Below are 21,950 nucleotides of genomic sequence, written 5' to 3'. Positions count from 1 at the left end.
GCTTGCATGAGAAAATTGTTAACCATCATGAATTCTATGTTAAAAAACAATACCCCGTGGAACCCCAAAATCGCTTGACTTGGAACACGGTTGCTCTCCCTTAAGGGAGAGGGGGATTTGCTCCTTCCCCCTCTGGGAGAAGGTTGGGATGAGGGATAAAGTCGTCACCACGGAGGAGAAAGAAAACATTTTGACCTTATTCCTCTGCGTCCTCTGCGGTGTAACTTATAAAAGCAGCCGCTACTCCACCTCAAGCTGCGGATCTTTCTGATCCTGGCTCTCTTCGATGGTGAAGCTGAGCTTGCCGTCGGTTTCGTTCACCTGTACATGCCCGCCCGCGGCCAGTTTGCCGAATAGCAACTCTTCGGCGAGCGGCCGCTTGATGTTCTCCTGAATCAGCCGCGTCATCGGCCGCGCGCCCATGGCGGGGTCGAAGCCGTGCTCGGCGAGCCATTCGCGCGCCTTGGAGGTCAGTTCCAGGGTGACGTGTTTCTCCAGCAGTTGCATCTCGAGTTCGGCGATGAATTTATCCACCACATGGGCGATGGTCGCGCCGTCGAGAGGCTTGAACTGGATGATCGCGTCCAAACGGTTGCGGAACTCCGGCGAGAAAGTGCGCCTGATGACCTCCATGCTGTCGCCGCTGTGATCCTGCTGGGTAAAACCGATGGACGGCCGGCTCATCTGTTCGGCGCCGGCGTTGGTGGTCATCACGATCACCACGTTGCGGAAATCGGCCTTGCGTCCGTTGTTGTCGGTGAGCGTGCCGTGGTCCATCACCTGCAAAAGCAGATTGAACACATCGGGGTGCGCCTTTTCGATCTCATCGAGCAACAACACGGCGTGCGGGTGCTTGGTGATGGCCTCGGTGAGCAGCCCGCCCTGATCGAAGCCGACGTAACCCGGCGGCGCACCGATCAGCCGTGACACGGTGTGGCGCTCCATATACTCCGACATGTCGTAGCGGATCAGTTCGATGCCCATGATGCGGGCCAATTGGCGGGTAACCTCGGTCTTGCCGACGCCGGTGGGGCCGGAAAACAGGAACGATCCGATCGGCCGTTGCGTGTTGCCCAGCCCGGAGCGCAGCATCTTGATGGACGCGGCCAGCGCATGGATGGCCTCATCCTGGCCGAACACCACCATCTTGAGATTGCGCTCCAGATTGCGCAGCGTATCCTTGTCGGAGCTGGATACGCTCTTCAGGGGGATGCGCGCCATCTTGGCCACCACGCTCTCCACCTCGTCTACTCCGATGGTCTCAACCCGCTGCTCCGGCGGGAGGATGCTCTGATTGGCGCCGGCCTCGTCTATCACGTCTATCGCCTTGTCGGGCAGATGCCGGTCGTTGATGTAGCGATGCGACAACTCGACGGCAGTGCGCAGCGACTCCTGGGAATACGCCACCTTGTGGTGCTCCTCGAAGCGAGTGCGTAATCCTTGCAAAATGGCGACGGTCTCTTCCACCGAGGGCTCGGTGATGTCTATCTTCTGGAAACGCCGGGACAGCGCGCGATCCTTCTCGAAGATGCCGCGGTATTCCTGATAGGTGGTGGAACCGATGCAGCGCAGCTCGCCGGAGGCCAGCGCGGGCTTGATGAGATTGGAGGCGTCCATCACGCCGCCCGAGGCGGAACCCGCGCCGATGATGGTGTGGATCTCGTCAATAAACAGGATCGCACCGCGTTCCTTTTGCAGTTGATTGAGCACGGCCTTGAGGCGCTTTTCAAAATCGCCGCGATACTTGGTGCCGGCGAGCAGCGCGCCCAGATCCAGCGCATAAATGGTGCTGTCCTTCAGCACCTCGGGGACCTGTCCGTCCACGATCATCTTGGCGAGCCCCTCGGCGATAGCGGTCTTGCCCACCCCGGCCTCGCCGACGTAGAGGGGATTGTTCTTGCGGCGCCGGCACAGGATCTGTATGGTGCGCTCGACCTCGAGCTTGCGGCCGATCAGCGGGTCTATCTTGCCGAGGCGCGCCTGCTGGTTGAGGTTGGTGGCGAAGTTCTCGAGCGGACTCTTGACAACGGAATCGGCGCCGGCCTCCTCTTCCGACAAAGGCGTGATGCCCTGCCCATCGCTTTCGCCTTGCACCTTGGAGACGCCGTGGGAGATGTAGTTGACCACATCCAGCCGGGTGATACTCTGCTTCTTGAGCAAAGAAACGGCCTGGGATTCCTGTTCGTTAAAGATCGCAGCCAACACGTTGGCCCCGGTGACCTCTTTTTTGCCGGAGGCCTGCACGTGAAATACCGCGCGCTGCAGGACGCGCTGAAAGCCCAGCGTAGGCTGGGTCTCGCGGGTGTCATGCTTGGAGAGCAGCGGGGTGGTCTCGGTGATGTAATGCTTGAGTTCGCTCCGCAGTTTCTCGATATCGGCGCCACAGGCGCGCAACACGACGGCGGCGGTAGGGTTGTCCAGCAGTGCGAGCAGCAGATGCTCCACCGTCATGAACTCATGCAGCTTTTCACGCGCCTCGCGGAAGGCGTGGTTGAGGGTGAATTCCAATTCCTTGCTTAACATACGATTAACCTCGCTGCGCGTCTCACACTTAAGACCTGTAGTTAGATAATAAGTTTAGCGCGGCAATATATCAATACGCAGTTCTATGCCTCTTCCAGGGTGCATAGCAGAGGATGTTGATTGCTCTGTGAAAAATCATTGACCTGGGCGACCTTGGTCTCGGCGATTTCACGAGAGTACACGCCGCACACGCCGATACCGCGGGTGTGTACATGCAGCATGACCTGGACGGCCTGCTCACGGTTCATGCCGAAAAAAGTCTCCAGCACCAGCACGACGAATTCCATCGGCGTGTAATCGTCGTTCAGCAGAATAACCTTGTAGAGGGACGGTTGCTTGAGCTTGGGCTTCGCCTCTTGCAGCTCCACCCCATCACCATGCAGTGGACTGTTTGCCATGGTTTGATTCTAGACGAAATTTAGAAAGGTGTTAAGCGTTGCAGGCCGAATGAATTCGGCCCTACATGTAGATGCGAATTGATTCGCACATCAAAAGTTTAGAAGTGGCGCGCCATCTCAAGCTGGATATAATCATCGGAGCGCACCCCGAACAGGGTTTGATCCTTTTCAGGGATGTGACTGAAGAAGCGCGCCTCCAAGGATAGCTTCCACTGCTGCCCGAAGCGGCGGCTGGCCTCGATGGACAGGACCTTCGCGTAGGTCTGGCGGTCAACGATGGCGCCCACCAAGGCCTCGCTGCTCTGCGCGTCGTTGAAGCTCAAGCGCATGCCGACGAAAACATCGTCATCGTAGGGCGTGGTGGCAGCCTTGCCGCGATCATCGAACAGATACTCGGCCAGCAGGCCGAGATCGGTATGCGTCTCCATCAAGCCGACCACGGTGTACTCAAAACCACCCGTCAATGCGGTGAAGCGCCCGCCCGGCTGACCGGCGCGCGAGATCGCTTCCAGCTTCCATAGCCAACTGCCCTTGGTGGCTTGCAAATCGATGCTGGTCTGGTTAATCAGGTCATAATAAGGAATCAGTACGGGGTTACCCCCGCCGTCCAAAGCCAGCACAAGGCGCGGCTCGCGGCTGGTGCCGGAAAAGTGCGCAACGCCGAAATCGAAATCCCCCAAGGTGCGCGACCAGCGCGCGGCGAGGTCTACATGATTGCGGCCTTGAGAGGATTCAAACTGAGCACGATGAATATCCACGGGAATGGCCGGACGTAGCCTGCCCTTGGCGCCGGGGAAGGTGCGGTCGCGAAAACCGGGCAAAACAAAGAGGTCGAGTGTGCCCCAGCCGCGGATCAGGGCCAGATTGACCATCGGCTGACCTAGTTTGTCTTCGCCGTCTATATTTTCAACCAGATCCGTCTGATTGATGATATCCACCAGATGCTCTGCCTCGGTGACGCCCCAGAACAGCTTACGTACTCCGACGCGCCATTCGTAGTCCTTCCCCGCTTTGAGCCAGGTCAGCTCGCGGATGTCGACGTGGCTGCGGCGGCTGTCATGCTGGTCGTAACGCACAAAGGGGACGAAGGTGAAACTTTGCTTGCCATTGTCCCACTTGTGAAAATACTCGGGCTGGGCGGAGAGCGAAAGGTTAAGCCTATAATTTTGCTCGGGAAACAGGGCTTCTTGGGTAAAACTCCGTCCTTCTAAAGCAACATAGCCGGACCACTCGCCGGCTTGGGCGAGGGGCGTGGAGGTCAGCAACAGGCAACTGCAAAGGAATCGCCCTAATCTCATCACCGTGTGCGCTTTAGGCTCTCTTGGGTGAAATCGGCATCCGTCAAACCTACCCGAAACTTGTAGTTACTCCACTTCAATAGCGTGCTCTTGCCGGTCTGGTGATTCTCCATAAACATCTCGGCCGGCCGCCAATACTTATCAAGATACTTCACATATCCCATGAAAGTCAATGTTTTTAATAGACTATCTTTACGGTCATAGTAGTCAACTTTTTGCACCCGGTATTCGGCCTTGTCGAGCCAGACCACCTGCCGCTTGTAACCGGAGTATTCCGCGACCGGATAGCGCTCGATGACAAAGCAGTCCTGGCCGTTCAGTATCTCGTCGCGCAGGTATTTATAGGTGTACTTTTCCACCTCCTGCGAGGAGATGTCTTCGAAGGCGAATTCGCTGCCCATGAAGGAACCGGACTTGTCATCGGCGGCGATCCGCTTGACTCTCTTCAAGGCCGGTAGATAGAGCCATTGGTCGTCAGGCCCTTGTTTGTGACTGTAAGTGAGTTGTACCGTGCCTTTGACATCGGCCGGGTCATCGAATACGGCCAGGGCCTTGTCGCCGTCGCTTTGCACCTCAAGGCTTTGATTACGGATCACCCGCGTGCTCTCCTCGCCTTGTTTATTGCGCAGGATCATGAGCATGTCGGAGGTGGAATCTCCCCAGCCCTGGTCACGCCGGTCGGCCTCTTGGGCTATGGCGAGCCCTTTTTCATTCGCGGTTTCAGCCCAGAGGCTCAGAGGGAACAGGCACAGAATCACGCTTAGCCAAAATGCTCTTTTCATATTTTTTCCCTTCCAGTTTCAACAGTAACGGTGGCAGTAAAAACAGGTCGCACAAAGCGGCAAAAGCAATAGTGATGGCGGTGAGCAGCCCCATGCTGGAGTTGAGTTCAAACGCCGAAAACACCAGCACGGAAAATCCTGCGACCAGTATCAGCGAGGTCAGCCAAGTGGCCATACCGACCGTGGAGAAGGCATAACGCACCGCATCCTCGGCGGTCATACCCTTTTTGCGCCGCCCATGCAGATATTTACTCAAAAAATGGATGGTGTCATCCACCACGATGCCATATGTCATGGTGGTGACCACCGACAAGGACAGCCCCACCTGACCCACCATGATGCCCCACACACCGAAGGCGAGGCCCGCGGGCACAAGGTTGGGGATCAGACTGATGAGGCCGATCTTGAGACTGCGCAGCACGGCGATAACCACCAGTGAGATCAGCAGCAGGGAGATGATGTTGCCTTTCAGCATACTGCGAATGTTTCTGTCGCCCAAGTAGGCAAACATGATACTGGACCCGGTCGCCTCGGCGCGCATCGTTGGCGGCGCGTTTTCGCGCAGCCACTGCTCGGTGCGTTGCTCGAAGGCCATAATCTCCTTGGTGCTGGGCAGGCCTTTCAGCGTGGCCGTAAGCCGTGTTGCGGATTTGTCCACGTTGATTTGATTATTAAGGTCCAGACCGAAGGGGAGAGAAAGCTCATAGAGCAATAGATATTGCGCAGCCAATTCCCGGCTATCGGGAAGGCGGTACCATGCCGGGTCGTCGCCATGCATGTTTTTATTCAAACGCTTCATCACGTCAGTGAGGGTGTCGACGTGATTCACATCAGGCTGACTGCGCAGCCATTCTGCGAATTGTTCCAGTTTTTGCAAGTAGGCCGGGTTACTGATGCCGCCGCTCTGCCCCGCCGACAGAGAATAGTCTATGGGATTAAAACCGCCAAAGGCGGCCACGGTAAAATCGCTCGCGCGCCGGAAATCAACACTGCGATCAAAATAGTTCACATACTGGTCGTTCAGCTCGTTTTTGGGAATACAGGCGAACAGCGCAAGGGTAATCAGGCTGGCGCCCCATAGCAGAATCTTACGGCGCCGGATCACAAAATCGGCGAAGCGATCCATGTTAAAGACACTGTGGGTCACCGCAGGTTTGATGCGTAGCGGCAATACTGCCATTACCGCCGGTAAGAACAAGATCGAATACAGCCACGTGGCGGCCACACCGAGCGCGACAATATTCCCCAAATCCTGAATCGGCGGCACATCGCTGAAATTCATCACGGAAAAGCCGATCACATCTGTCAGACAGGTGATGGTGACCGGATACATGTTGATTTGCAGGCTTTCAACAACGGCGGCGCGCTTATCATGTCCCGCGCGTATACTCTGCACGATCACCAACAGTAAGTGGATACTGTTGGCCACCGCCAGCGTCAAAATCACAGTGGGGGCCGAGACCGAAGGCGCGGTCAGCTTGATCCCCAACCAGCCGGTCAGACCCATCGCGGTTACCGTGGAAAAAACGATGAGAAGTACGGTGCCAAAGGTACCGGCAACCGATCCGCGCAGTGCGAGGAGCGTTACCAGTATGATCACGCCGTACATGATGGGCACCAGCGTTTCCAGATCTTTTTGCGCATATTCGGAAAAGGCGTTGTTCATCGGCACCTCACCGGTGAGATAAACATCCAACTGTGGGTTACGCGCCTTGACCTGCTCCATTAATTTTTGCGCGGCCGCCGTTACCTCCGGCACTTCGGAAAGCGCCTTGCCCGGCAAGATAATCGTCACGCTGACACTCGTGACATTAGCGGTTGCATTAATCACCCTATTCAACAACAAGGGTTCGTGCAGGGCGACGTCTTTAATGCGCTCCAGCGCTGTGCCGCTCAACGAAGCAGCATCTTTAACGAGATTTTCTACAATCAAATCATCGCCGGAGGCATGCGTATGCTGGAAGTTGGTGATGGAGTCCACCCGGCTCGAATAAGGAAGCTGCCAGGCCTGTTTGGTAAGCCATTCGATGTCGGCGAGTGTTTCGCGGGTAAATATCTTGCCGTCCTTGGGGGCAACCACAAACAACACGTTATCACTTTTAGTATAGGTGTTTTGCAAAGCCTCAAAGGCGGCCAATTGAGGATTGTCCTTGCTGAAATAATCCCGGTAGTCATTGCTGAACTGCAAATAACGCATACCGTAGCCACTGCCGGCTACGCTAAGCAAGGTGGCGAGGATCACCCACCAACGAAACCTTACTAGCCCCTCTGCAAAGGTCTTAATCATGATTCGCGCTCTCTGCCATGATGACCATGATGTTATTTTTCATATTACTCAGGAGTCACAAAGGCAATACTACAATGCAAATGATGTGACTCCTGAGTAAATACCCTGTTTTACCTACCCCCACCCTGTCCCCGCCCCCTATATAGGGGGCGGGGACGTAGCGGAAGGGTAGTCTTACTTATTGACTGATGAGTATCCACCCCCTTCAGGGGATCAAAGCCACCGTCTTACCTTGACCTTGTAGTGCACATACGACTCGCCAAATTTTTTCTCCAGATAACGTTCCTCACGACAGATCACGCCCCGATGCATCACCCATATCACGAAAGGCAGCACCAGCAATGGCCATAGCATATCGGTAATGGCGGCGAAGGCCACATAGAACAAGGTCAGCGCGAGATACAGCGGATTACGGCTGAAGCGGTAGGAACCTGCGCTGACTATCGCCGTGGTGGGGCTATAGGGGTCCACCGGCGTACTTGCCCGGCGCATGGCGAGAAAAGCAGAGGCTGCGCATAATACGCCGCAGCCTATCAGCACTGCGCCGATAGGCCATGTCAGTACGTCCGGCAACCAGGTGATCGGATAGCCCTTGTTGAGCACCCAGCCGAGCAACCAGCCGCTTAAATATATCAGCGGCGGCGGCGCGATGATCCCTGCAGTATCGGGCTTGTTAAGGAAGCGGTTTAGTACCATAAGCAATGTTAGCCTCCATTGAGCAGCGACGACTTCACGGCTATGAGATTTTGCGCGTGACGTTGGACTTCACAAGCGTTTAGCGGCCCGCCATGCCCCATGTAAAATCTCTCCATGCCTGAATCAAGCAGGCGTTGCAACGCCAAGCCTACGGCGTGCGGGTTATCTTCAAACGGCGGACTCTTGGCATGATGGGTTCTAACGAGACCGCCTAATAAAATTCCTGAGGCAATAAGGTCGCCGACCAAGGCGTCTTTGGTAGAAAGCTCCACTGAGATAGAACCTGCCGTGTGACCCGGAGTATGTCTGATGATACCGGGAATGCCATAGTGACTGAGGTCCAGAATGTCATCCTTCGAGAGCAAGATATCGGGTTTAAAACCGTTATAAGGTTCGAACATTAAGGATGTTTTAAGAAAAAGACGGCCAAACCACCCGGTTGGGCAGAACGTCATCGGCATTTCCCGGCTAAAATACTTGGCATCATCCGCGTGAGCCACGATAGGCGCCCCGGACAAATCACGCAGGGCATACGCACTGCCTGCGTGATCCACATGTGCATGAGTAACCGCGATGAGCTTGATATCTTTGAACGAGAGTCCATGCCTGGTTAACGCCTTTTTAATCTTAGACTCCGACTTCGGCAGCCCGGCATCAACAAGAATGCATCCATCTGTGCCCAGGATCAGGTGAGAGTTCACCATACCAAAAGGCAGAATTGGGATACGAATAATTTGCAGTGCAGTCATTATTTGGTTGGTTAGTTCGTCTTTTTGAAGGCTAACGATCAAGTTCACCCGCGACGCTGCGTCAGCGGGGATGGGGCTGGAGCGAATTGTTGGGCTTAACCCGTAAACTCTCGAGATATTGAATCAATCCGGCGCCGCAGGTATACAGCAGCTTGATGTCGCGCGCGTTTTTCGCCATGCCGATGCAGCCCTCCAATGCCGCTACGGTGAAGGTTGCCGCCGCATCGGGGTTTATGTCCGCTCGCACCTTGCCGCTTTGCTGTCCGCGCACCAAGGCCGCGCCGATCTCTGCGCGCCACATGGCGTAAATGCGCTGGATGCGCGTGCGGAAACCCTCGTCCACGGGTGACATCTCCTGGGCAAGATTATTCAGGGGACAACCCAAAAATAGCTCATTGGCGTTGCACCCGCAGGGATCAAGCTTCTTTCCCTCTTCCTCTATCACATACAGCAGACCGTCTATGGGGTTATCGAAGTCGAGCAGTGGTTGTACCCACTTGGCGTGTACGTCAGGCTCGATCAGCTCTTCCACCACCGCGTAGCCCAATGCGAGCTTGTCGGGAAAGTGATGGTACAGTGCGCCCTTGGTGAGCCCGGTCTTGGCGAGAATATTACTGAGACTCGCGGCCTGAAAGCCGCATTGGTGGATCTCCTCCAGTGCGGCTTGTAACAGGATTTGACGAGTCTGGTCGGGATTACGGGCGTGCGCGGTAGACATACGGTTGCCTATAAGCAGGATAACCCGGACAATATCCGGAATTTCTATGTGGCGAATAGTGATTATTCATAAATCTAATACGCCATCTAACATACCAACCAGTATGTATGTGCTCAGGGCATATTGTCAATATGCCTGCTCAACCGATTTTGGACTGATGTTGCGACACCAGAAATTATTTATAGGTTATTGTTTTTAATATGGTAATAAACATCCTGGCAGCACCTATTGTGCCCGCCGGCTTGGCGAGCCCTCTAAAGCCTTACCTGCCTGACCGTACCGGGGAGCATCTGTATTGGGGCCAGCTCTACGGGAGCAGTTATGGTCTGGCCCTGGCCGCCGCCGCGCGCCGGCATGCCGGTCCATTGCTGGTAGTGACGGAGGACACGCTGGCGGCGCAACGGTTGGAGTATGAGCTGCGCTTTTACATAGGCGATAACCCTGCCCTGCCCGTGCTGAGTTTTCCGGATTGGGAAACTTTGCCCTACGACAACTTTTCACCTCACCAGGACATCGTCTCGCAACGCCTGGAGGCGCTGTATCGTTTGCCGGGTCTACAGCGAGGGGTGTTGATCGTTCCTCTGACGACCCTGATGCTGCGGCTCGTTCCGCAGAACTATCTGACTGCCAATAGTTTGTTGCTGGAGGTGGGCGAAAGACTGGATCTCACGGCGCTGCGCAAGCGGCTCGAATCCTCCGGCTATCAGTACGTCTCGCAGGTAATGGAGCATGGCGAGTTTGCGGTGCGGGGAGGACTGGTTGACCTGTTCCCGATGGGCGCCGCGCAACCCTATCGTGTGGATCTGCTGGACGACCAGGTGGATACGATCCGCACCTTCGACACCGAAACTCAGCGCACTATTGTGACGGTCAAGCATATACGCCTGCTGCCCGCCCGCGAGTTTCCGCTCAACGACGAAGGCATCGCGCGCTTTCGTCAGGCCTGGCGTGTGCACTTCGAAGGCGACCCGCAGCGCTCGCCACTCTATCGGGATGTGAGCAAGGGCCTGGCGCCACCCGGCATCGAATATTATTTGCCGCTGTTTTTCGAACGCATGACCACCCTGTTCGATTATCTGCCGTCTTCCAGTCTGGTGATGGTCGGTGAGGGTGTGGAAGCGGCGGCGGAACGCTTTTGGCAAGAGATCGAGGAGCGCTATGAACAGGGCCGCCACGATACCGAACGTCCCTTGCTGCCGCCCTCGCAACTCTTTCTGAAAATCCAGGAACCGGATAACGCACTCAGCGCCTTTCCGCAAGTCATTACGCAGCGTTTTAAGATCGAACAGGGCGCTCACCGAAACCTCGTCAATTACGACACACAGCTCCCGCCTGCGCTGACCTTGGATGCGAGGGCGGCCGATCCAATGGCGGCGCTGCGCACATTTCTGGAAGAGTTTGACGGCCGCGTGTTGTTCGCCGCCGAGACCACGGGCCGCCGCGAGACCTTATTGGAGATACTGCGCGGCCGGGGGTGGCAGCCCGTGTTGTTCCCCAACTGGCAGGCCTTTCTGGAATCCGAAGCAAGGCTGGGCATCACCGTCGCGCCGCTGGAGCAGGGCTTGCTCCTAAAAGAGCCGCACTTGGCCATTGTGGCCGAGTCTCAGTTGTTCGGCGAGCGGGTGATGCAACGGCGCCGGCGCAAGACCCGCGCCCGCGACACCGAGAACATCATCCGCAACCTGACCGAGCTGCACATCGGCGCGCCGGTGGTGCATGAAGATCACGGTGTAGGCCGCTATCTGGGTCTGCAAGTGTTGCAGGTCGGCGATTTGGAGACGGAGTTTCTCGCGCTTGAATACGCGGGCGGGGACAAACTCTATGTGCCCGTCGCCTCTTTGCATTTCATCAGCCGTTATACGGGCGCGGCGCCGGAGAATGCCCCTCTGCACCGGCTGGGTAGCGATCAGTGGCGGCGCGCCAAGCGCAAAGCGCAGGAAAAGGTACGCGACGTCGCGGCCGAGCTGTTGGAGATCTACGCCCGGCGCGCCGCGCGCAAGGGACATGCCTTCTCTCTCGGTGAAGAGGAATATGCCGCCTTCTCCGCCGCCTTCCCGTTTGAAGAAACCCCCGATCAATTAGACGCAATCCACAGCGTGCTCGCCGATATGCGCTCCGATAAACCGATGGATCGTTTGATTTGCGGCGACGTCGGTTTCGGCAAGACCGAGGTGGCGATGCGTGCCGCGTTTGTCGCGGTACAGGGAGGAAGACAAGTCGCCGTGCTGGCGCCGACGACGCTGCTCGCCCAGCAGCACTATCAGAACTTCAAGGATCGCTTTGCCGACTGGCCGGTGCGGGTCGAGGTGCTGTCGCGGTTTCGTTCCAAGAAACAGCAGGACGAGGTCATCAATGGGCTGGCCGATGGAAGCGTGGACATCATCATAGGCACCCACAAGCTCCTGCAATCGGACATCAAATTCAAACGCCTGGGTTTGGTGGTGATAGACGAGGAGCACCGTTTCGGCGTTCAACAAAAGGAACGCTTCAAGCAATTGCGCGCCGAGGTGGATGTGCTCACTCTCACCGCTACGCCCATCCCGCGCACGCTCTCGATGTCGCTCTCGGGCATGCGCGACCTCTCCATCATCGCAACCCCGCCAGCACGCCGTCTCGCGGTCAAGACCTTTGTGCGCGAATGGAGCAAGACACTTATCCAGGAGGCCGTGTTACGCGAGATCAAACGCGGCGGCCAGGTGTATTTCCTGCACAACGACCTCGATACCATCGAGAAAATGGCGCAAGGGATTGAGGCGCTGGTGCCGGAGGCGGGCGTACGCGTCGCGCACGGCCAGATGCGTGAGCGCGAGCTGGAACAGGTGATGCTCGATTTCTATCATCAGCGTTTCAACGTGCTGGTATGCAGCACCATCATCGAGAGCGGCATTGACGTGCCGAGCGCCAACACCATCGTCATCAATCGGGCCGATAAATTCGGCCTGGCGCAACTTTATCAACTGCGCGGCCGCGTGGGCCGTTCCCACCACAGCGCCTATGCCTACCTCATCATCCCGCCGCGTAACGCCATCACCGCCGACGCACTCAAACGCCTGGAGGCGATAGAGTCCATTCAGGATCTCGGCACCGGCTTCACTCTCGCCTCGCACGATCTGGAAATCCGCGGCGCAGGCGAACTGCTCGGCGAAGAACAGAGCGGTCAGATACACGAGGTCGGCTACACGCTGTACACTGAACTGCTGGAACGGGCGGTCAAGGCGCTTAGATCAGGCCGCGAGCCTGAATTGGATCGTCCGCTCGATCACGGCGCTGAGATTGATCTGCGCATTCCGGCATTGATACCGGAAAATTACCTGCCTGATGTGCATACGCGGCTGATACTCTATAAACGTATCGCCAGCGCGGCCTCCGAAGACGAACTGCGCGAACTGCAAGTGGAGATGATAGACCGCTTCGGCCTGTTGCCGCCGCAGACCAAGACTCTATTCAAAGTCACAGAACTCAAATTGCTGGCTCAACCGCTCGGAATACGCAAGATCGAGGCCGGGGAAAACGGCGCACGTCTGATCTTCGCTGATAAACCGTCGGTGGAGCCAGGGAAAATCATTTCCCTGATTCAACGCGAACCCAAATTTTATAGACTCGACGGGCAGAATAAGCTGCGCATTACCAAGCCTCTGCCAGATGCGGCTATGCGCATCCAGGCCATTGAACAGATTTTACAGGCCATAACTGGAGGTGGTTAGAGCACGACCCCGGCTTTCTAGGGTATATAATAGTTTTGATCTATTTATAACCATGAGGGTACTCACTTTTATGGACAAACCAATCATTTCGATCTCACCCGAGGTAATGGGCGGGACTCCCGTTTTTGCAGGCACCCGAGTACCTATCCAGACTTTGCTTGATTATCTCGAAGGCGGAGAGACCATTGATAATTTCCTTGAAGGTTTTCCGACAGTGACTCGAGAACAGGTCGTCGCCTTTCGTAGGATGGGTGCAGCATAGCGCAACCCATCATCAAAAATGATACGACGCAATAAATTTGATGGGTTACGCTTTGCTCCACCCTGCTGAAATTTGAGTATGTAAAATGAGTCCTATACACACCCAAAAAGGCCGTGGCGCGCTGAGTAATCAGGATGGCCGCTACGAGGCGCAGGCGCACGAAATATTTGATGATGGTTGGGGCACTGTTGACGAGGAGTTGCCGCCCGTCAAAACCACGGTGTCACACGACACGACACGCAGCATCATCAATTACAACAAATCGCCCGATGTGGGCTTTGACCGCTCCATCAACGCCTACCGTGGTTGCGAGCATGGCTGTGTGTATTGCTTTGCGCGGCCTACGCACGCCTATCTTGGCCTTTCGCCGGGTTTGGATTTTGAAACCAAGTTGTTTGCCAAGCCCAATGCGGCGGCGTTGCTGGAAAAAGAACTCAGTAAACCGGGTTATCAGTGCCAGCCGCTTGCGCTCGGCGCCAACACCGATCCTTATCAGCCTATTGAGCGTACTTATCGCATCACGCGGCAGATTCTGGAAGTATTGAGCGCCTGCAACCATCCGGTGAGCATCGTCACGAAATCGGCGTTGATCGAGCGAGATATGGATATATTGACGGACATGGCAAAACGCGGGCTTGCCCATGTGTCGCTCTCGGTGACCACGCTGGATCGTAAACTGGCCCGCCGGATGGAGCCGCGCGCGTCTGCACCGGAGCGGCGCATTGGGGCGTTAAAGGCGCTGAGCGAGGCTGGGATTCCCTCGGGTGTGCTGGTCGCGCCTATCATCCCCGCGTTGACTGACTCCGAAATGGAGGCGATTTTGGAGACTTGTAGCCAGGCCGGAGCGCAATGGGCGGCTTATGTGCTGTTGCGCCTGCCGCTCGAGGTAAAGGATTTATTCAAAGAATGGCTGGAGACGCACGAACCCGGCAGGAGCGAACACGTGCTGAGCCTGCTGCGGCAGTCGCATGGCGGCAAAGAATATGACGCACGCTTTGGAGAGCGCATGAGTGGCAAGGGGCATTATGCCGAGATGATGGCGCAGCGTTTCCGTCTCGCCTGTCAGCGCCTGGGGTTGAACAAACAACACAGCCGATTAGATGTGACGCAGTTCAGGCCTCCGGCCAGCCAGAAAACACAGCTTGAACTGTTTTAATTATCCCTCCCGATTTAGAGCATATCCATAAATAGTTCCCCTGTGTCCCTTGCGGTGAAAAAGCTTCACCGCGGAGGACGCGGAGGAGAAACAAATCCTTCTTGATTCCTCTGCGCCCTCTGCGGTAAATCATTTATGGATAAGTTCTTAATCACTCAGGCGGGGTATCCACCTTCGCCGCGTCGGGAAACAATTCTTCGGTGAAACCGAATAGACGCAGATCCTTGATGCGGCGCGGGTAGAGGATGCCGTCCAGGTGGTCGCATTCGTGTTGCACCACGCGGGCGTGGAAACCGTGCGCCTCGCGCTGCAAACGTTTCCCGCGTTGATCGTAACCGGTGTAACGCAGATGCGTGTAGCGTTCGACCAGGCCGCGCATGCCGGGCACGCTTAGGCACCCTTCCCACATTTCATCGGTCTCCTTGCTCACGATCTCGATTTCAGGATTGATGAGCACGGTAGTGGGTACGGCTTCGACGTCGGGATAACGAGGATTGCTTTCCACGCCGAAGATCACTATACGTTGACTCACGCCGATCTGCGGTGCGGCAAGACCGGCGCCGATCTGCGCCGCCATGGTGTCGAACATGTCGGCGATGAGCGTATCGAGATCGGGGGTGTTGAATTGGGTGACCGGCTGCGCCTTTTGCAGGAGCAGCGGGTGACCCATGAGGAGGACTTGTCTGACTGCCATGTTTTGTTAAATAAGCGGTATCACGCGTTCCAGCAACTGACGTACCTTTTCCATGCCCACCTTTAAGTTTTGCTCGATCTCCTGCATGGTGATATCGCCGGCGCCACGCCCCGCCGCGGCGTTGGCGATCACCGCACAGGTGGCGTAATCCATTTCCATCTCGCGCGCCAGCGCGGCCTCCGGCATGCCGGTCATACCGACGATGTCGCAGCCGTCACGTTCCATGCGATTGATCTCCGCGGCGGTTTCCAGGCGCGGACCTTGTGTCGTGCCATAGGTAGCCCCCACATGAACTTGCAGTCCCACCGATTGACAACTACAGATAAGCAACTCTCGCAGCCATTGACTATAAGGATGCGTAAAATCAATATGTGTAACGGGACTCTGACCGCTTTCGAAAAAGGTTTGGGCGCGCGCCGCGGTGTAATCAATGATCTGGTCCGGAATGACGATGTCGGCCGGCTTCAGGTCGGCGCGGATCCCGCCTACCGCCGCAACTGCGATGACCTTGCGCGCACCCGAATATTTAAGCGCCCACAAATTCGCGCGATAGTTGATCTCGTGCGGCGGAATGGTGTGACGGTATCCGTGGCGGGCAATGAAGATGACCTTCTTGCCCGCTAACATGCCGATAGTAAGCGGCCCCGAGGGCTCGCCATAGGGCGTATGCACTACTACACGCTCGGTGATTTGCAGTGATTTTAACGACCTTAATCCGGTGCCGCCGATAATCGCCAACTCAGTCATTGAATTACTCGTCGTGCTTTACGGCAAAAATGCCGGGCGCATTGCGCAGATAGGTGTGATAGTCCATGCCGTAGCCGAAGACGTAACGGTCTTCTACTTTCAGGCCGGTAAAATCTGCGTGTAGACCATTTTCCCGGCCGCGCTTTTTGTCTACCAGGACGGCGCTGTGGACGGCGCTCGCGCCTTGCGCCTTGCACTCCTTAAGAATCGCCTCCAGTGTCCAGCCCTCGTCAAGAATGTCATCCACCACCAGCACCACCCGCCCCTGCAGCGGTATGGCGGGGCGCGCCAGCCAGTGCAGTGCACCGCCCTCGGTCGCACCCCGGTAGCGTGTGGCGTGCAGATAGTCCAGTTGCAATGGGAAATTGAGGCGGGTCAGCAGCTTTCCCGCAGCAACGATTCCACCCGTCATCACGCATAACACGAGCGGGTTGCTCTCCTTGAGCCTTGCGGTGATTTCATCAGCCATGCGGCTCAGCGCCGCTTCCACGTCGGATTCCGAATAAAGCCGGTCGGCGCGGGCATAGACTGCAAAGGCCTGTTGGGCGGTAACGCTCACGGTGATGCTCTTCTTGTATAGGGCAAACGATTATAGAAGGGGCAGGTTTTCAATTCCAGCATAATGCTGCGTGAAGCCCGCCACCGCTTGCAACGCCTGGCGCCAGGCGGGATCCTGATGGAGTTGCGCCCAATGGATGTGACCGTGTCCGCGCATGCGCACCAGACGGGCATAGGCAACCGGATCATTATACTCGCCCAGGCCGTCGAGGACTTGTGCGGCGGCCTGTGGGTTGTTGCAAACGAGCAGCATATCGCAGCCCGCTCCCAGCGCGGCCTGAGCACGCTCAACGGGGCCGCCCGCCACGCGGGCGCCCTCCATGCTGAGGTCATCGCTGAAGATGGCGCCCTTGAACCCCAGCCGCCCGCGCAGCACCTCTTGCAACCAGAAGCGCGAAAACCCGGCGGGCCGCTCATCCACGCGCGAGTAAATCACGTGCGCCGGCATGACGGCGCCCAGACCAAAATGGATCATGCGCTCGAATGGCACGATGTCTTCCGCATAGATGTCCTCGTAACGGCGTTCGTCCACCGGAACCGTTGTGTGTGAATCGTCCGCCACCGCGCCGTGGCCGGGGAAGTGCTTGCCGGTCGCCTCCATGCCCGCCTTTTTCATTCCTATCATATAGGCATGGGCGAGATCGCTCACCGCCTGCGGGTCGCTGTGAAAGGCGCGGTCGCCGATGACGGCGCTGATGCCGCGATCGAGATCCAGGACCGGCGCGAAGCTGAAATCAATCCCGGCCGCGCGCAGTTCGCTCGCCATCAGCCAGCCGCAGGTCTCGGCCAGGCGCAAGGCGCGCTTACGGTCGCTGTCGTAGAGGACGCCCAACCAACGCACCGCGGGCAACGCGGTAAAACCGTCGCGAAAGCGCTGCACGCGGCCGCCCTCGTGATCCACCGCCACCAGCAGACGCGGTTCGCGCAGGGTATGGATGGCGTTCACCAGTTCCTGCACCTGTTCCGGCGAGTGATAATTGCGGCTGAATAAAATGACGCCGCCGACCAAGGGATAGCGCAGCCGCTCGCGCTCCTCAGCACTGAGTTCGATACCCGCTATATCCATCATTACAGGGCCGAGAGACATCGCCTATTCTCCGATATACACCCGCGCGCCTACCGGCACGCGGTCAAATAATTCAATCATCTCACTGTTGCGCATCTTCACGCAGCCGTGCGAACCGGGAACCCCCATCGCATCCTCGTCGGGACACCCGTGGATATAAATGAAGCGCTGCATAGTGTCTACATTGCCGAGGCGATTTTTGCCGGGCTCTGTACCGCTCAGCCATAGGATACGGGTGAGGATCCAGTCGCGCTGAGGAAATTGTGCGCGTAGTTGTGGCGTGTAGAGTTCGCCGGTAGGACGGCGATTGACGAACACCGTATTCGGGGCGCAGCCCGCCCCGATCTTGGCGCGGATGAGGTGGGCTCCGCGCGGGGTGCGAAAACTGCCGTTGATCTCGCCGGCGCCGTTCTTGGCCGTGCTGACGGCGACATCCATCATCAGCGTACCGCTCTCTTTCAGACGCAGACGTTGTTCGGCAATGCTAATCTCGATCACTCGGTCCATCTTAAGAAGCTTGCGGTTCATACCAGGCCAATTTCTCATGCAGCTTCACCACCTCGCCAATGATAATCAGGGTCGGGGCGTGCACCTCACTCCTGGCGACGATCTCCGGCAGTGTTTGCAAGGTACCGATGAACACCCGCTGCTGACGGGTCGTGCCCTGTTGAATCAGCGCCGCCGGTAAATCGGCATTGAGACCGTGGCCGATTAGCTCATGACATAGCCTATCCACGCCCACCAACCCCATGTAGACCACGATGGTCTGCTGCGGCTGCACCAGCGCGTCCCAGTTGAGATCCAGACTATCGTCCTTGAGATGACCGGTGACAAACACGCACGACTGCGCATAATCGCGGTGGGTGAGCGGGATGCCGGCGTAGGCGGCGCATCCGTTGGCGGCCGTGATGCCCGGCACGACCTGGAAGGGTATGCCCTGTTCGGCGAGCGTGGCGATTTCTTCACCGCCCCGGCCGAAGATGAACGGGTCGCCGCCCTTGAGCCTGAGGACGCGCTTGCCTTTTTTGGCCAGTTCCACCAACCGTTGATTGATCTCTTCCTGGCGCACGGCGTGCAGGGCGCGCCGCTTGCCGACATAGATGCGCTCGGCCTCCCGGCGCACGAGATCGAGTATCTCAGGGCTCACCAGCCGGTCGTGCAGCACCACATCGGCCTGTTGCATCAGGCGCAGGGCGCGAAAGGTCAACAGATCAGGATCGCCGGGGCCCGCGCCGACCAAATAGACCTCGCCTTGCGACGGTGTATCCGTGCCGGGCTTATCAAGCGCCGTTTGCAGCGCCTTGCGCGCGGCCCTGTCCTTGCCGGCGAAGACCAGCTCGGCCACCGGGCCTTGCAATATCCTCTCCCAAAACACACGGCGCTCCACAAGGCCCTCAAATTTGTTTTTCACCTGCTCGCGAAAACTCGCGGCAAGTTCTGCGAGGCGGCCATACGTTGCGGGGATCAAGGTCTCCAGCTTTGCGCGCAACAGCCGCGCCAATACCGGCGAGGCGCCGCCGCTCGACACCGCTACCACGATAGGCGAACGGTCAACGATAGAGGGCAGAATAAAACTGCACAGCTCGGGCTGGTCCACAATATTCACCGGAATATGCCGCAGCGAGGCGAGTTCATGGATCTGACGATTCACGGCCTGATCGTCCGTGGCGCCGATAACCAGCGTGCAACCGTGCAAATCCTGGGGCAAAAATTCTCTGCCGTCGTGAGTGATCTTCCCCTCCTCCACCAGGATCTGAAAGACTTCGCAGAGCACCGGAGCGACCACCCTGACCCGCGCGCCCGCGCGCAGCAGCAACCCGGCCTTGCGCGCCGCCACCCCGCCTCCTCCCACGACCAGGCAGTCCCGGCCTTTGATACGCAAAAAGAGGGGCAAGAATTCCACGGGATTTAGAGAGCTTCAAATCCGCTTAGATTTTCAATCTCGGCCGGCTCACAGACCACCTCCGTGACGCGAGCGTGGGGCGGCCCCACCCGGAGCCAGTCGCACAGCGCCTGGACCTGGACCTCTTCGCCGGAGGCCACTACCTCGACGCGCCCGTCGGGCAGATTGCGGGCCCAGCCAGCCAGGCCCAGCGACAAGGCCTGTTGACGGGTGGCTCTACGAAAAAACACACCCTGTACCTTACCCGACACCCAACACCTCACACACCGAGCCATGCCGTGGGGTACTCACGAACCGGGGCGTTTCGCCGGCCTCGAAGCCGAGCGCGCAGGTTCAGCCGGGCTGTTGTCTCGAATAAACTCTTCAATCGAAGCGGCATCCACGCGTCCCAGATGACTGGCGGCCACCTCGCCGGCCGGCGAGATGAGATAGGTCACGGGCAACCCAGGCAGCGGGCCGAAAGCCGTCTCTTCGCGGTTCCCGCCGAGCAATACCGGATAATTGATAAAATGCTCGTCCACGAATTCACGCAATTTATCCAGCGGGATGTCTTCCATATTGACCCCCAGCACCAGCGCGTCTTTGCCCTTGTGGCGGCTGTGAAAGGCGTCCAATTCCGGCAACTCGTCGAGACAGGGCGGACACCACGTGGCCCAATAATTCACCACCACCCACTTGCCGCGGTAATCGGAAAGCGTGTGCTTGACCCCGTCAATATCCGGCAAGCTAAAATCAGCGCCCAGCGCCTGCATACAAGCTCCCATGCTCAGGCTTACAATAATCACTATCCGGCAATAAAAATTAAATGACACAGGGCACTCCCAGCAGCGACAATATCTCTTTAACGGGCCAACCTACCTGGAATTCAACAGTGAATAATACCAGTTTCCGCATTGAGACCGACAGCCTCGGCGAATTCAAGGTGCCGGGCGACGCCTGGTACGGCATCCAGACGGCGCGCGCGGTGGTCAATTTTCCGATCAGCGGCAGGTTGCCCGATCGTGACTTTGTCATCGCCCACGTCCGCATCAAGCGCGCGGCCGCTCAGGCCAACCGGCTCTGCGGAGAGATGAACGATGAGTTGGCCGACGCCATCATCGCCGCCTGTGACCGCATCTTGGGTGGTGAGTATCTCGATCAGTTTGTGGTGGACCGCTTTCAGGCCGGCGCGGGCACCAGCCACAACATGAACAGCAACGAGGTGATCGCCAACCTCGCCAATGTGACGCTCGGCGGCAAGCGTGGAGTTTATAAGCCGATCCACCCCAACGACCACGTCAACATGGGGCAGAGCACCAACGACACCATCCCCACCGCCATCCGTCTCGCCGTGCTCGCCAAATTGCCACGGCTGGTGGAAGCTGTTCAACACATGGCCGATGAGTATGCCCATATAGGCGCGCGCGAGGCAACCACGGTCAAAAGCGGCCGCACCCATTTGCAAGACGCCGTGCCGACCACTTTGGGGCGGGAGTTTAACGCCTATGCCTGGACCTTGCGGCGCTGCGCCAAACGTATCGAAGAGACGCGCGAACCGTTGTGTGAGATCGGCCTGGGCGGCACCGCCGTCGGCACCGGTCTCAACGCCGCTCCCGGCTATAGCGAAAAGGCCGCGCAAGAACTGGCGAAACTCACCGGCGAAGTCATCCGCCCCGCGCAGGACCGGGTCGCGCAGATGCAATCCATGAGTGATCCGCAACACCTTTCGAATGCCATTCGGGAGACTGCGCTGGAACTCACCCGCATCGCAAATGACATGCGCCTGCTCGCCTCCGGGCCGCGCACGGGCCTCGGTGAGATCGTGCTGCCCGCCGTGCAACCCGGCTCCAGCATCATGCCGGGCAAGATCAACCCGGTGATGTATGAGATGTTAAATCAAGTCTGTTATCAGGTGATCGGCCAGGACACGGCCATCGCCATGATGACCCAGGCCGGTCAACTGGAACTCAATGTGATGATGCCGGCACTCGGCTCGGCCTTGTTCGACGCCATGGAGTGGTTGACTAACGCCATCAACGCCACAACCGAATTTAATCTGAAGGGACTCAACGTAGACCGCGAGCGCTGCAATTATTTTCTCCACAACAGCGTCGGCCTCGCCACCCTGCTGAACTCACGGATCGGCTATGCCGCCGCCGCCAAGATCGCACAGGAATCCGAAAAAACCGGGCGGCCGGTGCGCGACATCGTCGCCGAACACAGCTTGATGAGCGGGGAGGAATTTGATGAACTCGTCCTCAAGGCCGCACGCGACGGGCAGATCGGCTGAGTCAGGTAGATACCGTCTCGCTCGTCAAGTGAGATTTGCATAATTTGCCTGGTAAGGCAGTTGGGTTTTAAGTACCCCGAAGCACAGGTGCACCAATTTACGCATGGCCGCACCGAGCGCCGACATCTTTGATTTACCGC

Annotated in this window: 21 protein-coding genes; 4 read left to right on the top strand and 17 right to left on the bottom strand. The window is 57.6% G+C overall.

The window, feature by feature from the left end; all coding sequences use genetic code 11:
- Positions 1-240 precede the first annotated feature (240 nt).
- From clpA to HY028_08885, 8 genes are all read right to left on the bottom strand, one after another.
- The gene (gene clpA, locus HY028_08920; GenBank protein ID MBI3344957.1) at positions 241-2,523 is read right to left on the bottom strand and encodes an ATP-dependent Clp protease ATP-binding subunit ClpA; all 2,283 of its coding nucleotides are present in this window, start codon (positions 2,521-2,523) and stop codon (positions 241-243) included.
- A gap of 83 nt (positions 2,524-2,606) precedes the next feature.
- Positions 2,607-2,921: an ATP-dependent Clp protease adapter ClpS gene (clpS, locus tag HY028_08915; GenBank protein MBI3344956.1), complete on the bottom strand. Its 315-nt coding sequence runs from the start codon at positions 2,919-2,921 to the stop codon at positions 2,607-2,609.
- Between the two features lie 98 nt (positions 2,922-3,019).
- A complete protein-coding gene (locus HY028_08910) occupies positions 3,020-4,219 on the bottom strand; it encodes a hypothetical protein (protein MBI3344955.1) in 1,200 nt (399 codons plus the stop codon).
- Positions 4,219-5,001: an outer membrane lipoprotein-sorting protein gene (locus tag HY028_08905; protein ID MBI3344954.1), complete on the bottom strand. Its 783-nt coding sequence runs from the start codon at positions 4,999-5,001 to the stop codon at positions 4,219-4,221. Before HY028_08905 ends, HY028_08910 begins: the two co-directional genes overlap by 1 nt.
- Complete coding sequence (locus HY028_08900; GenBank protein ID MBI3344953.1) at positions 4,940-7,288, bottom strand: MMPL family transporter; 2,349 nt, start codon at positions 7,286-7,288, stop codon at positions 4,940-4,942. The genes HY028_08905 and HY028_08900 overlap by 62 nt, the downstream gene beginning before the upstream one ends.
- A gap of 213 nt (positions 7,289-7,501) precedes the next feature.
- Positions 7,502-7,990 (bottom strand): isoprenylcysteine carboxylmethyltransferase family protein, encoded by a 489-nt coding sequence (locus tag HY028_08895; protein MBI3344952.1) that lies wholly within the window; start codon positions 7,988-7,990, stop codon positions 7,502-7,504.
- 2 nt (positions 7,991-7,992) lie between these two features.
- Positions 7,993-8,733 carry an MBL fold metallo-hydrolase gene (locus tag HY028_08890; protein ID MBI3344951.1) on the bottom strand — a complete coding sequence of 247 codons (741 nt, stop codon included), beginning with the start codon at positions 8,731-8,733 and terminating at the stop codon, positions 7,993-7,995.
- Between the two features lie 61 nt (positions 8,734-8,794).
- The gene (locus HY028_08885; protein MBI3344950.1) at positions 8,795-9,451 is read right to left on the bottom strand and encodes a TetR/AcrR family transcriptional regulator; all 657 of its coding nucleotides are present in this window, start codon (positions 9,449-9,451) and stop codon (positions 8,795-8,797) included.
- Positions 9,452-9,651: 200 nt separating this feature from the next.
- Here HY028_08885 and mfd point away from each other — a divergent pair, with 200 nt between their 5' ends.
- The 3 genes from mfd (at position 9,652) to HY028_08870 (ending at position 14,573) form a co-directional block, all read left to right on the top strand.
- Positions 9,652-13,155 carry a transcription-repair coupling factor gene (gene mfd, locus HY028_08880; GenBank protein MBI3344949.1) on the top strand — a complete coding sequence of 1,168 codons (3,504 nt, stop codon included), beginning with the start codon at positions 9,652-9,654 and terminating at the stop codon, positions 13,153-13,155.
- 70 nt (positions 13,156-13,225) lie between these two features.
- Positions 13,226-13,417 (top strand): DUF433 domain-containing protein, encoded by a 192-nt coding sequence (locus HY028_08875; GenBank protein ID MBI3344948.1) that lies wholly within the window; start codon positions 13,226-13,228, stop codon positions 13,415-13,417.
- An 85-nt stretch (positions 13,418-13,502) separates the two neighbouring features.
- Positions 13,503-14,573: a PA0069 family radical SAM protein gene (locus tag HY028_08870; protein MBI3344947.1), complete on the top strand. Its 1,071-nt coding sequence runs from the start codon at positions 13,503-13,505 to the stop codon at positions 14,571-14,573.
- Between the two features lie 151 nt (positions 14,574-14,724).
- Here HY028_08870 and HY028_08865 read toward each other — a convergent pair whose 3' ends face one another.
- Genes HY028_08865 through HY028_08830 form a run of 8 tightly spaced genes read right to left on the bottom strand, consistent with a single transcriptional unit; the run spans position 14,725 to position 20,305 of the window.
- Positions 14,725-15,267: a peptide deformylase gene (locus HY028_08865; protein MBI3344946.1), complete on the bottom strand. Its 543-nt coding sequence runs from the start codon at positions 15,265-15,267 to the stop codon at positions 14,725-14,727.
- A 6-nt stretch (positions 15,268-15,273) separates the two neighbouring features.
- Positions 15,274-16,014, bottom strand: coding sequence for an S-methyl-5'-thioinosine phosphorylase (locus HY028_08860; GenBank protein MBI3344945.1), 741 nt, complete (start codon positions 16,012-16,014; stop codon positions 15,274-15,276).
- A gap of 4 nt (positions 16,015-16,018) precedes the next feature.
- Positions 16,019-16,573, bottom strand: a complete 555-nt coding sequence (locus HY028_08855; GenBank protein MBI3344944.1) for a hypoxanthine-guanine phosphoribosyltransferase — start codon at positions 16,571-16,573, stop codon at positions 16,019-16,021.
- A gap of 30 nt (positions 16,574-16,603) precedes the next feature.
- Positions 16,604-17,659 carry a beta-N-acetylhexosaminidase gene (gene nagZ, locus HY028_08850; GenBank protein ID MBI3344943.1) on the bottom strand — a complete coding sequence of 352 codons (1,056 nt, stop codon included), beginning with the start codon at positions 17,657-17,659 and terminating at the stop codon, positions 16,604-16,606.
- A 3-nt stretch (positions 17,660-17,662) separates the two neighbouring features.
- On the bottom strand, positions 17,663-18,145 hold the full coding sequence (locus tag HY028_08845) for a L,D-transpeptidase (protein MBI3344942.1): 483 nt from the start codon (positions 18,143-18,145) through the stop codon (positions 17,663-17,665).
- A 1-nt stretch (position 18,146) separates the two neighbouring features.
- Positions 18,147-19,541 carry a uroporphyrinogen-III C-methyltransferase gene (gene cobA, locus HY028_08840; protein MBI3344941.1) on the bottom strand — a complete coding sequence of 465 codons (1,395 nt, stop codon included), beginning with the start codon at positions 19,539-19,541 and terminating at the stop codon, positions 18,147-18,149.
- Between the two features lie 5 nt (positions 19,542-19,546).
- Complete coding sequence (locus HY028_08835; protein MBI3344940.1) at positions 19,547-19,816, bottom strand: acylphosphatase; 270 nt, start codon at positions 19,814-19,816, stop codon at positions 19,547-19,549.
- 12 nt (positions 19,817-19,828) lie between these two features.
- Positions 19,829-20,305: a TlpA family protein disulfide reductase gene (locus HY028_08830; GenBank protein MBI3344939.1), complete on the bottom strand. Its 477-nt coding sequence runs from the start codon at positions 20,303-20,305 to the stop codon at positions 19,829-19,831.
- Positions 20,306-20,346: 41 nt separating this feature from the next.
- On the opposite strand from HY028_08830, the gene HY028_08825 reads away from it, so the two are divergent.
- Positions 20,347-21,810, top strand: coding sequence for an aspartate ammonia-lyase (locus HY028_08825; GenBank protein MBI3344938.1), 1,464 nt, complete (start codon positions 20,347-20,349; stop codon positions 21,808-21,810).
- Between the two features lie 24 nt (positions 21,811-21,834).
- Here the strand turns inward: HY028_08825 and HY028_08820 are convergent.
- On the bottom strand, positions 21,835-21,950 hold a 116-nt coding region (locus HY028_08820), incomplete at its 5' end, for an IS110 family transposase (GenBank protein ID MBI3344937.1).

The organism is Gammaproteobacteria bacterium (genome assembly GCA_016195665.1).
Classification (GTDB): domain Bacteria; phylum Pseudomonadota; class Gammaproteobacteria; order SURF-13; family SURF-13; genus JACPZD01.
Note: the sequence above shows the minus strand (reverse complement) of the source record. Positions and strands in the feature narration are given on the sequence as shown.

Excerpts from the sequence above, each read along its gene's own strand:
- mfd (MBI3344949.1), top strand. The coding sequence starts at position 9,652 with ATGGTAATAAACATCCTGGCAGCACCTATTGTGCCCGCCGGCTTGGCG.
- HY028_08825 (MBI3344938.1), top strand. The coding sequence starts at position 20,347 with ATGACACAGGGCACTCCCAGCAGCGACAATATCTCTTTAACGGGCCAA.
- HY028_08870 (MBI3344947.1), top strand. The coding sequence starts at position 13,503 with ATGAGTCCTATACACACCCAAAAAGGCCGTGGCGCGCTGAGTAATCAG.
- HY028_08905 (MBI3344954.1), bottom strand. The coding sequence starts at position 5,001 with ATGAAAAGAGCATTTTGGCTAAGCGTGATTCTGTGCCTGTTCCCTCTG.
- HY028_08900 (MBI3344953.1), bottom strand. The coding sequence starts at position 7,288 with ATGATTAAGACCTTTGCAGAGGGGCTAGTAAGGTTTCGTTGGTGGGTG.
- HY028_08875 (MBI3344948.1), top strand. The coding sequence starts at position 13,226 with ATGGACAAACCAATCATTTCGATCTCACCCGAGGTAATGGGCGGGACT.
- clpS (MBI3344956.1), bottom strand. The coding sequence starts at position 2,921 with ATGGCAAACAGTCCACTGCATGGTGATGGGGTGGAGCTGCAAGAGGCG.
- nagZ (MBI3344943.1), bottom strand. The coding sequence starts at position 17,659 with ATGTCTCTCGGCCCTGTAATGATGGATATAGCGGGTATCGAACTCAGT.
- HY028_08835 (MBI3344940.1), bottom strand. The coding sequence starts at position 19,816 with ATGGCTCGGTGTGTGAGGTGTTGGGTGTCGGGTAAGGTACAGGGTGTG.
- HY028_08845 (MBI3344942.1), bottom strand. The coding sequence starts at position 18,145 with ATGGACCGAGTGATCGAGATTAGCATTGCCGAACAACGTCTGCGTCTG.
- HY028_08910 (MBI3344955.1), bottom strand. The coding sequence starts at position 4,219 with ATGAGATTAGGGCGATTCCTTTGCAGTTGCCTGTTGCTGACCTCCACG.
- HY028_08885 (MBI3344950.1), bottom strand. The coding sequence starts at position 9,451 with ATGTCTACCGCGCACGCCCGTAATCCCGACCAGACTCGTCAAATCCTG.
- clpA (MBI3344957.1), bottom strand. The coding sequence starts at position 2,523 with ATGTTAAGCAAGGAATTGGAATTCACCCTCAACCACGCCTTCCGCGAG.
- HY028_08830 (MBI3344939.1), bottom strand. The coding sequence starts at position 20,305 with ATGGGAGCTTGTATGCAGGCGCTGGGCGCTGATTTTAGCTTGCCGGAT.
- HY028_08890 (MBI3344951.1), bottom strand. The coding sequence starts at position 8,733 with ATGACTGCACTGCAAATTATTCGTATCCCAATTCTGCCTTTTGGTATG.
- HY028_08865 (MBI3344946.1), bottom strand. The coding sequence starts at position 15,267 with ATGGCAGTCAGACAAGTCCTCCTCATGGGTCACCCGCTGCTCCTGCAA.
- HY028_08860 (MBI3344945.1), bottom strand. The coding sequence starts at position 16,014 with ATGACTGAGTTGGCGATTATCGGCGGCACCGGATTAAGGTCGTTAAAA.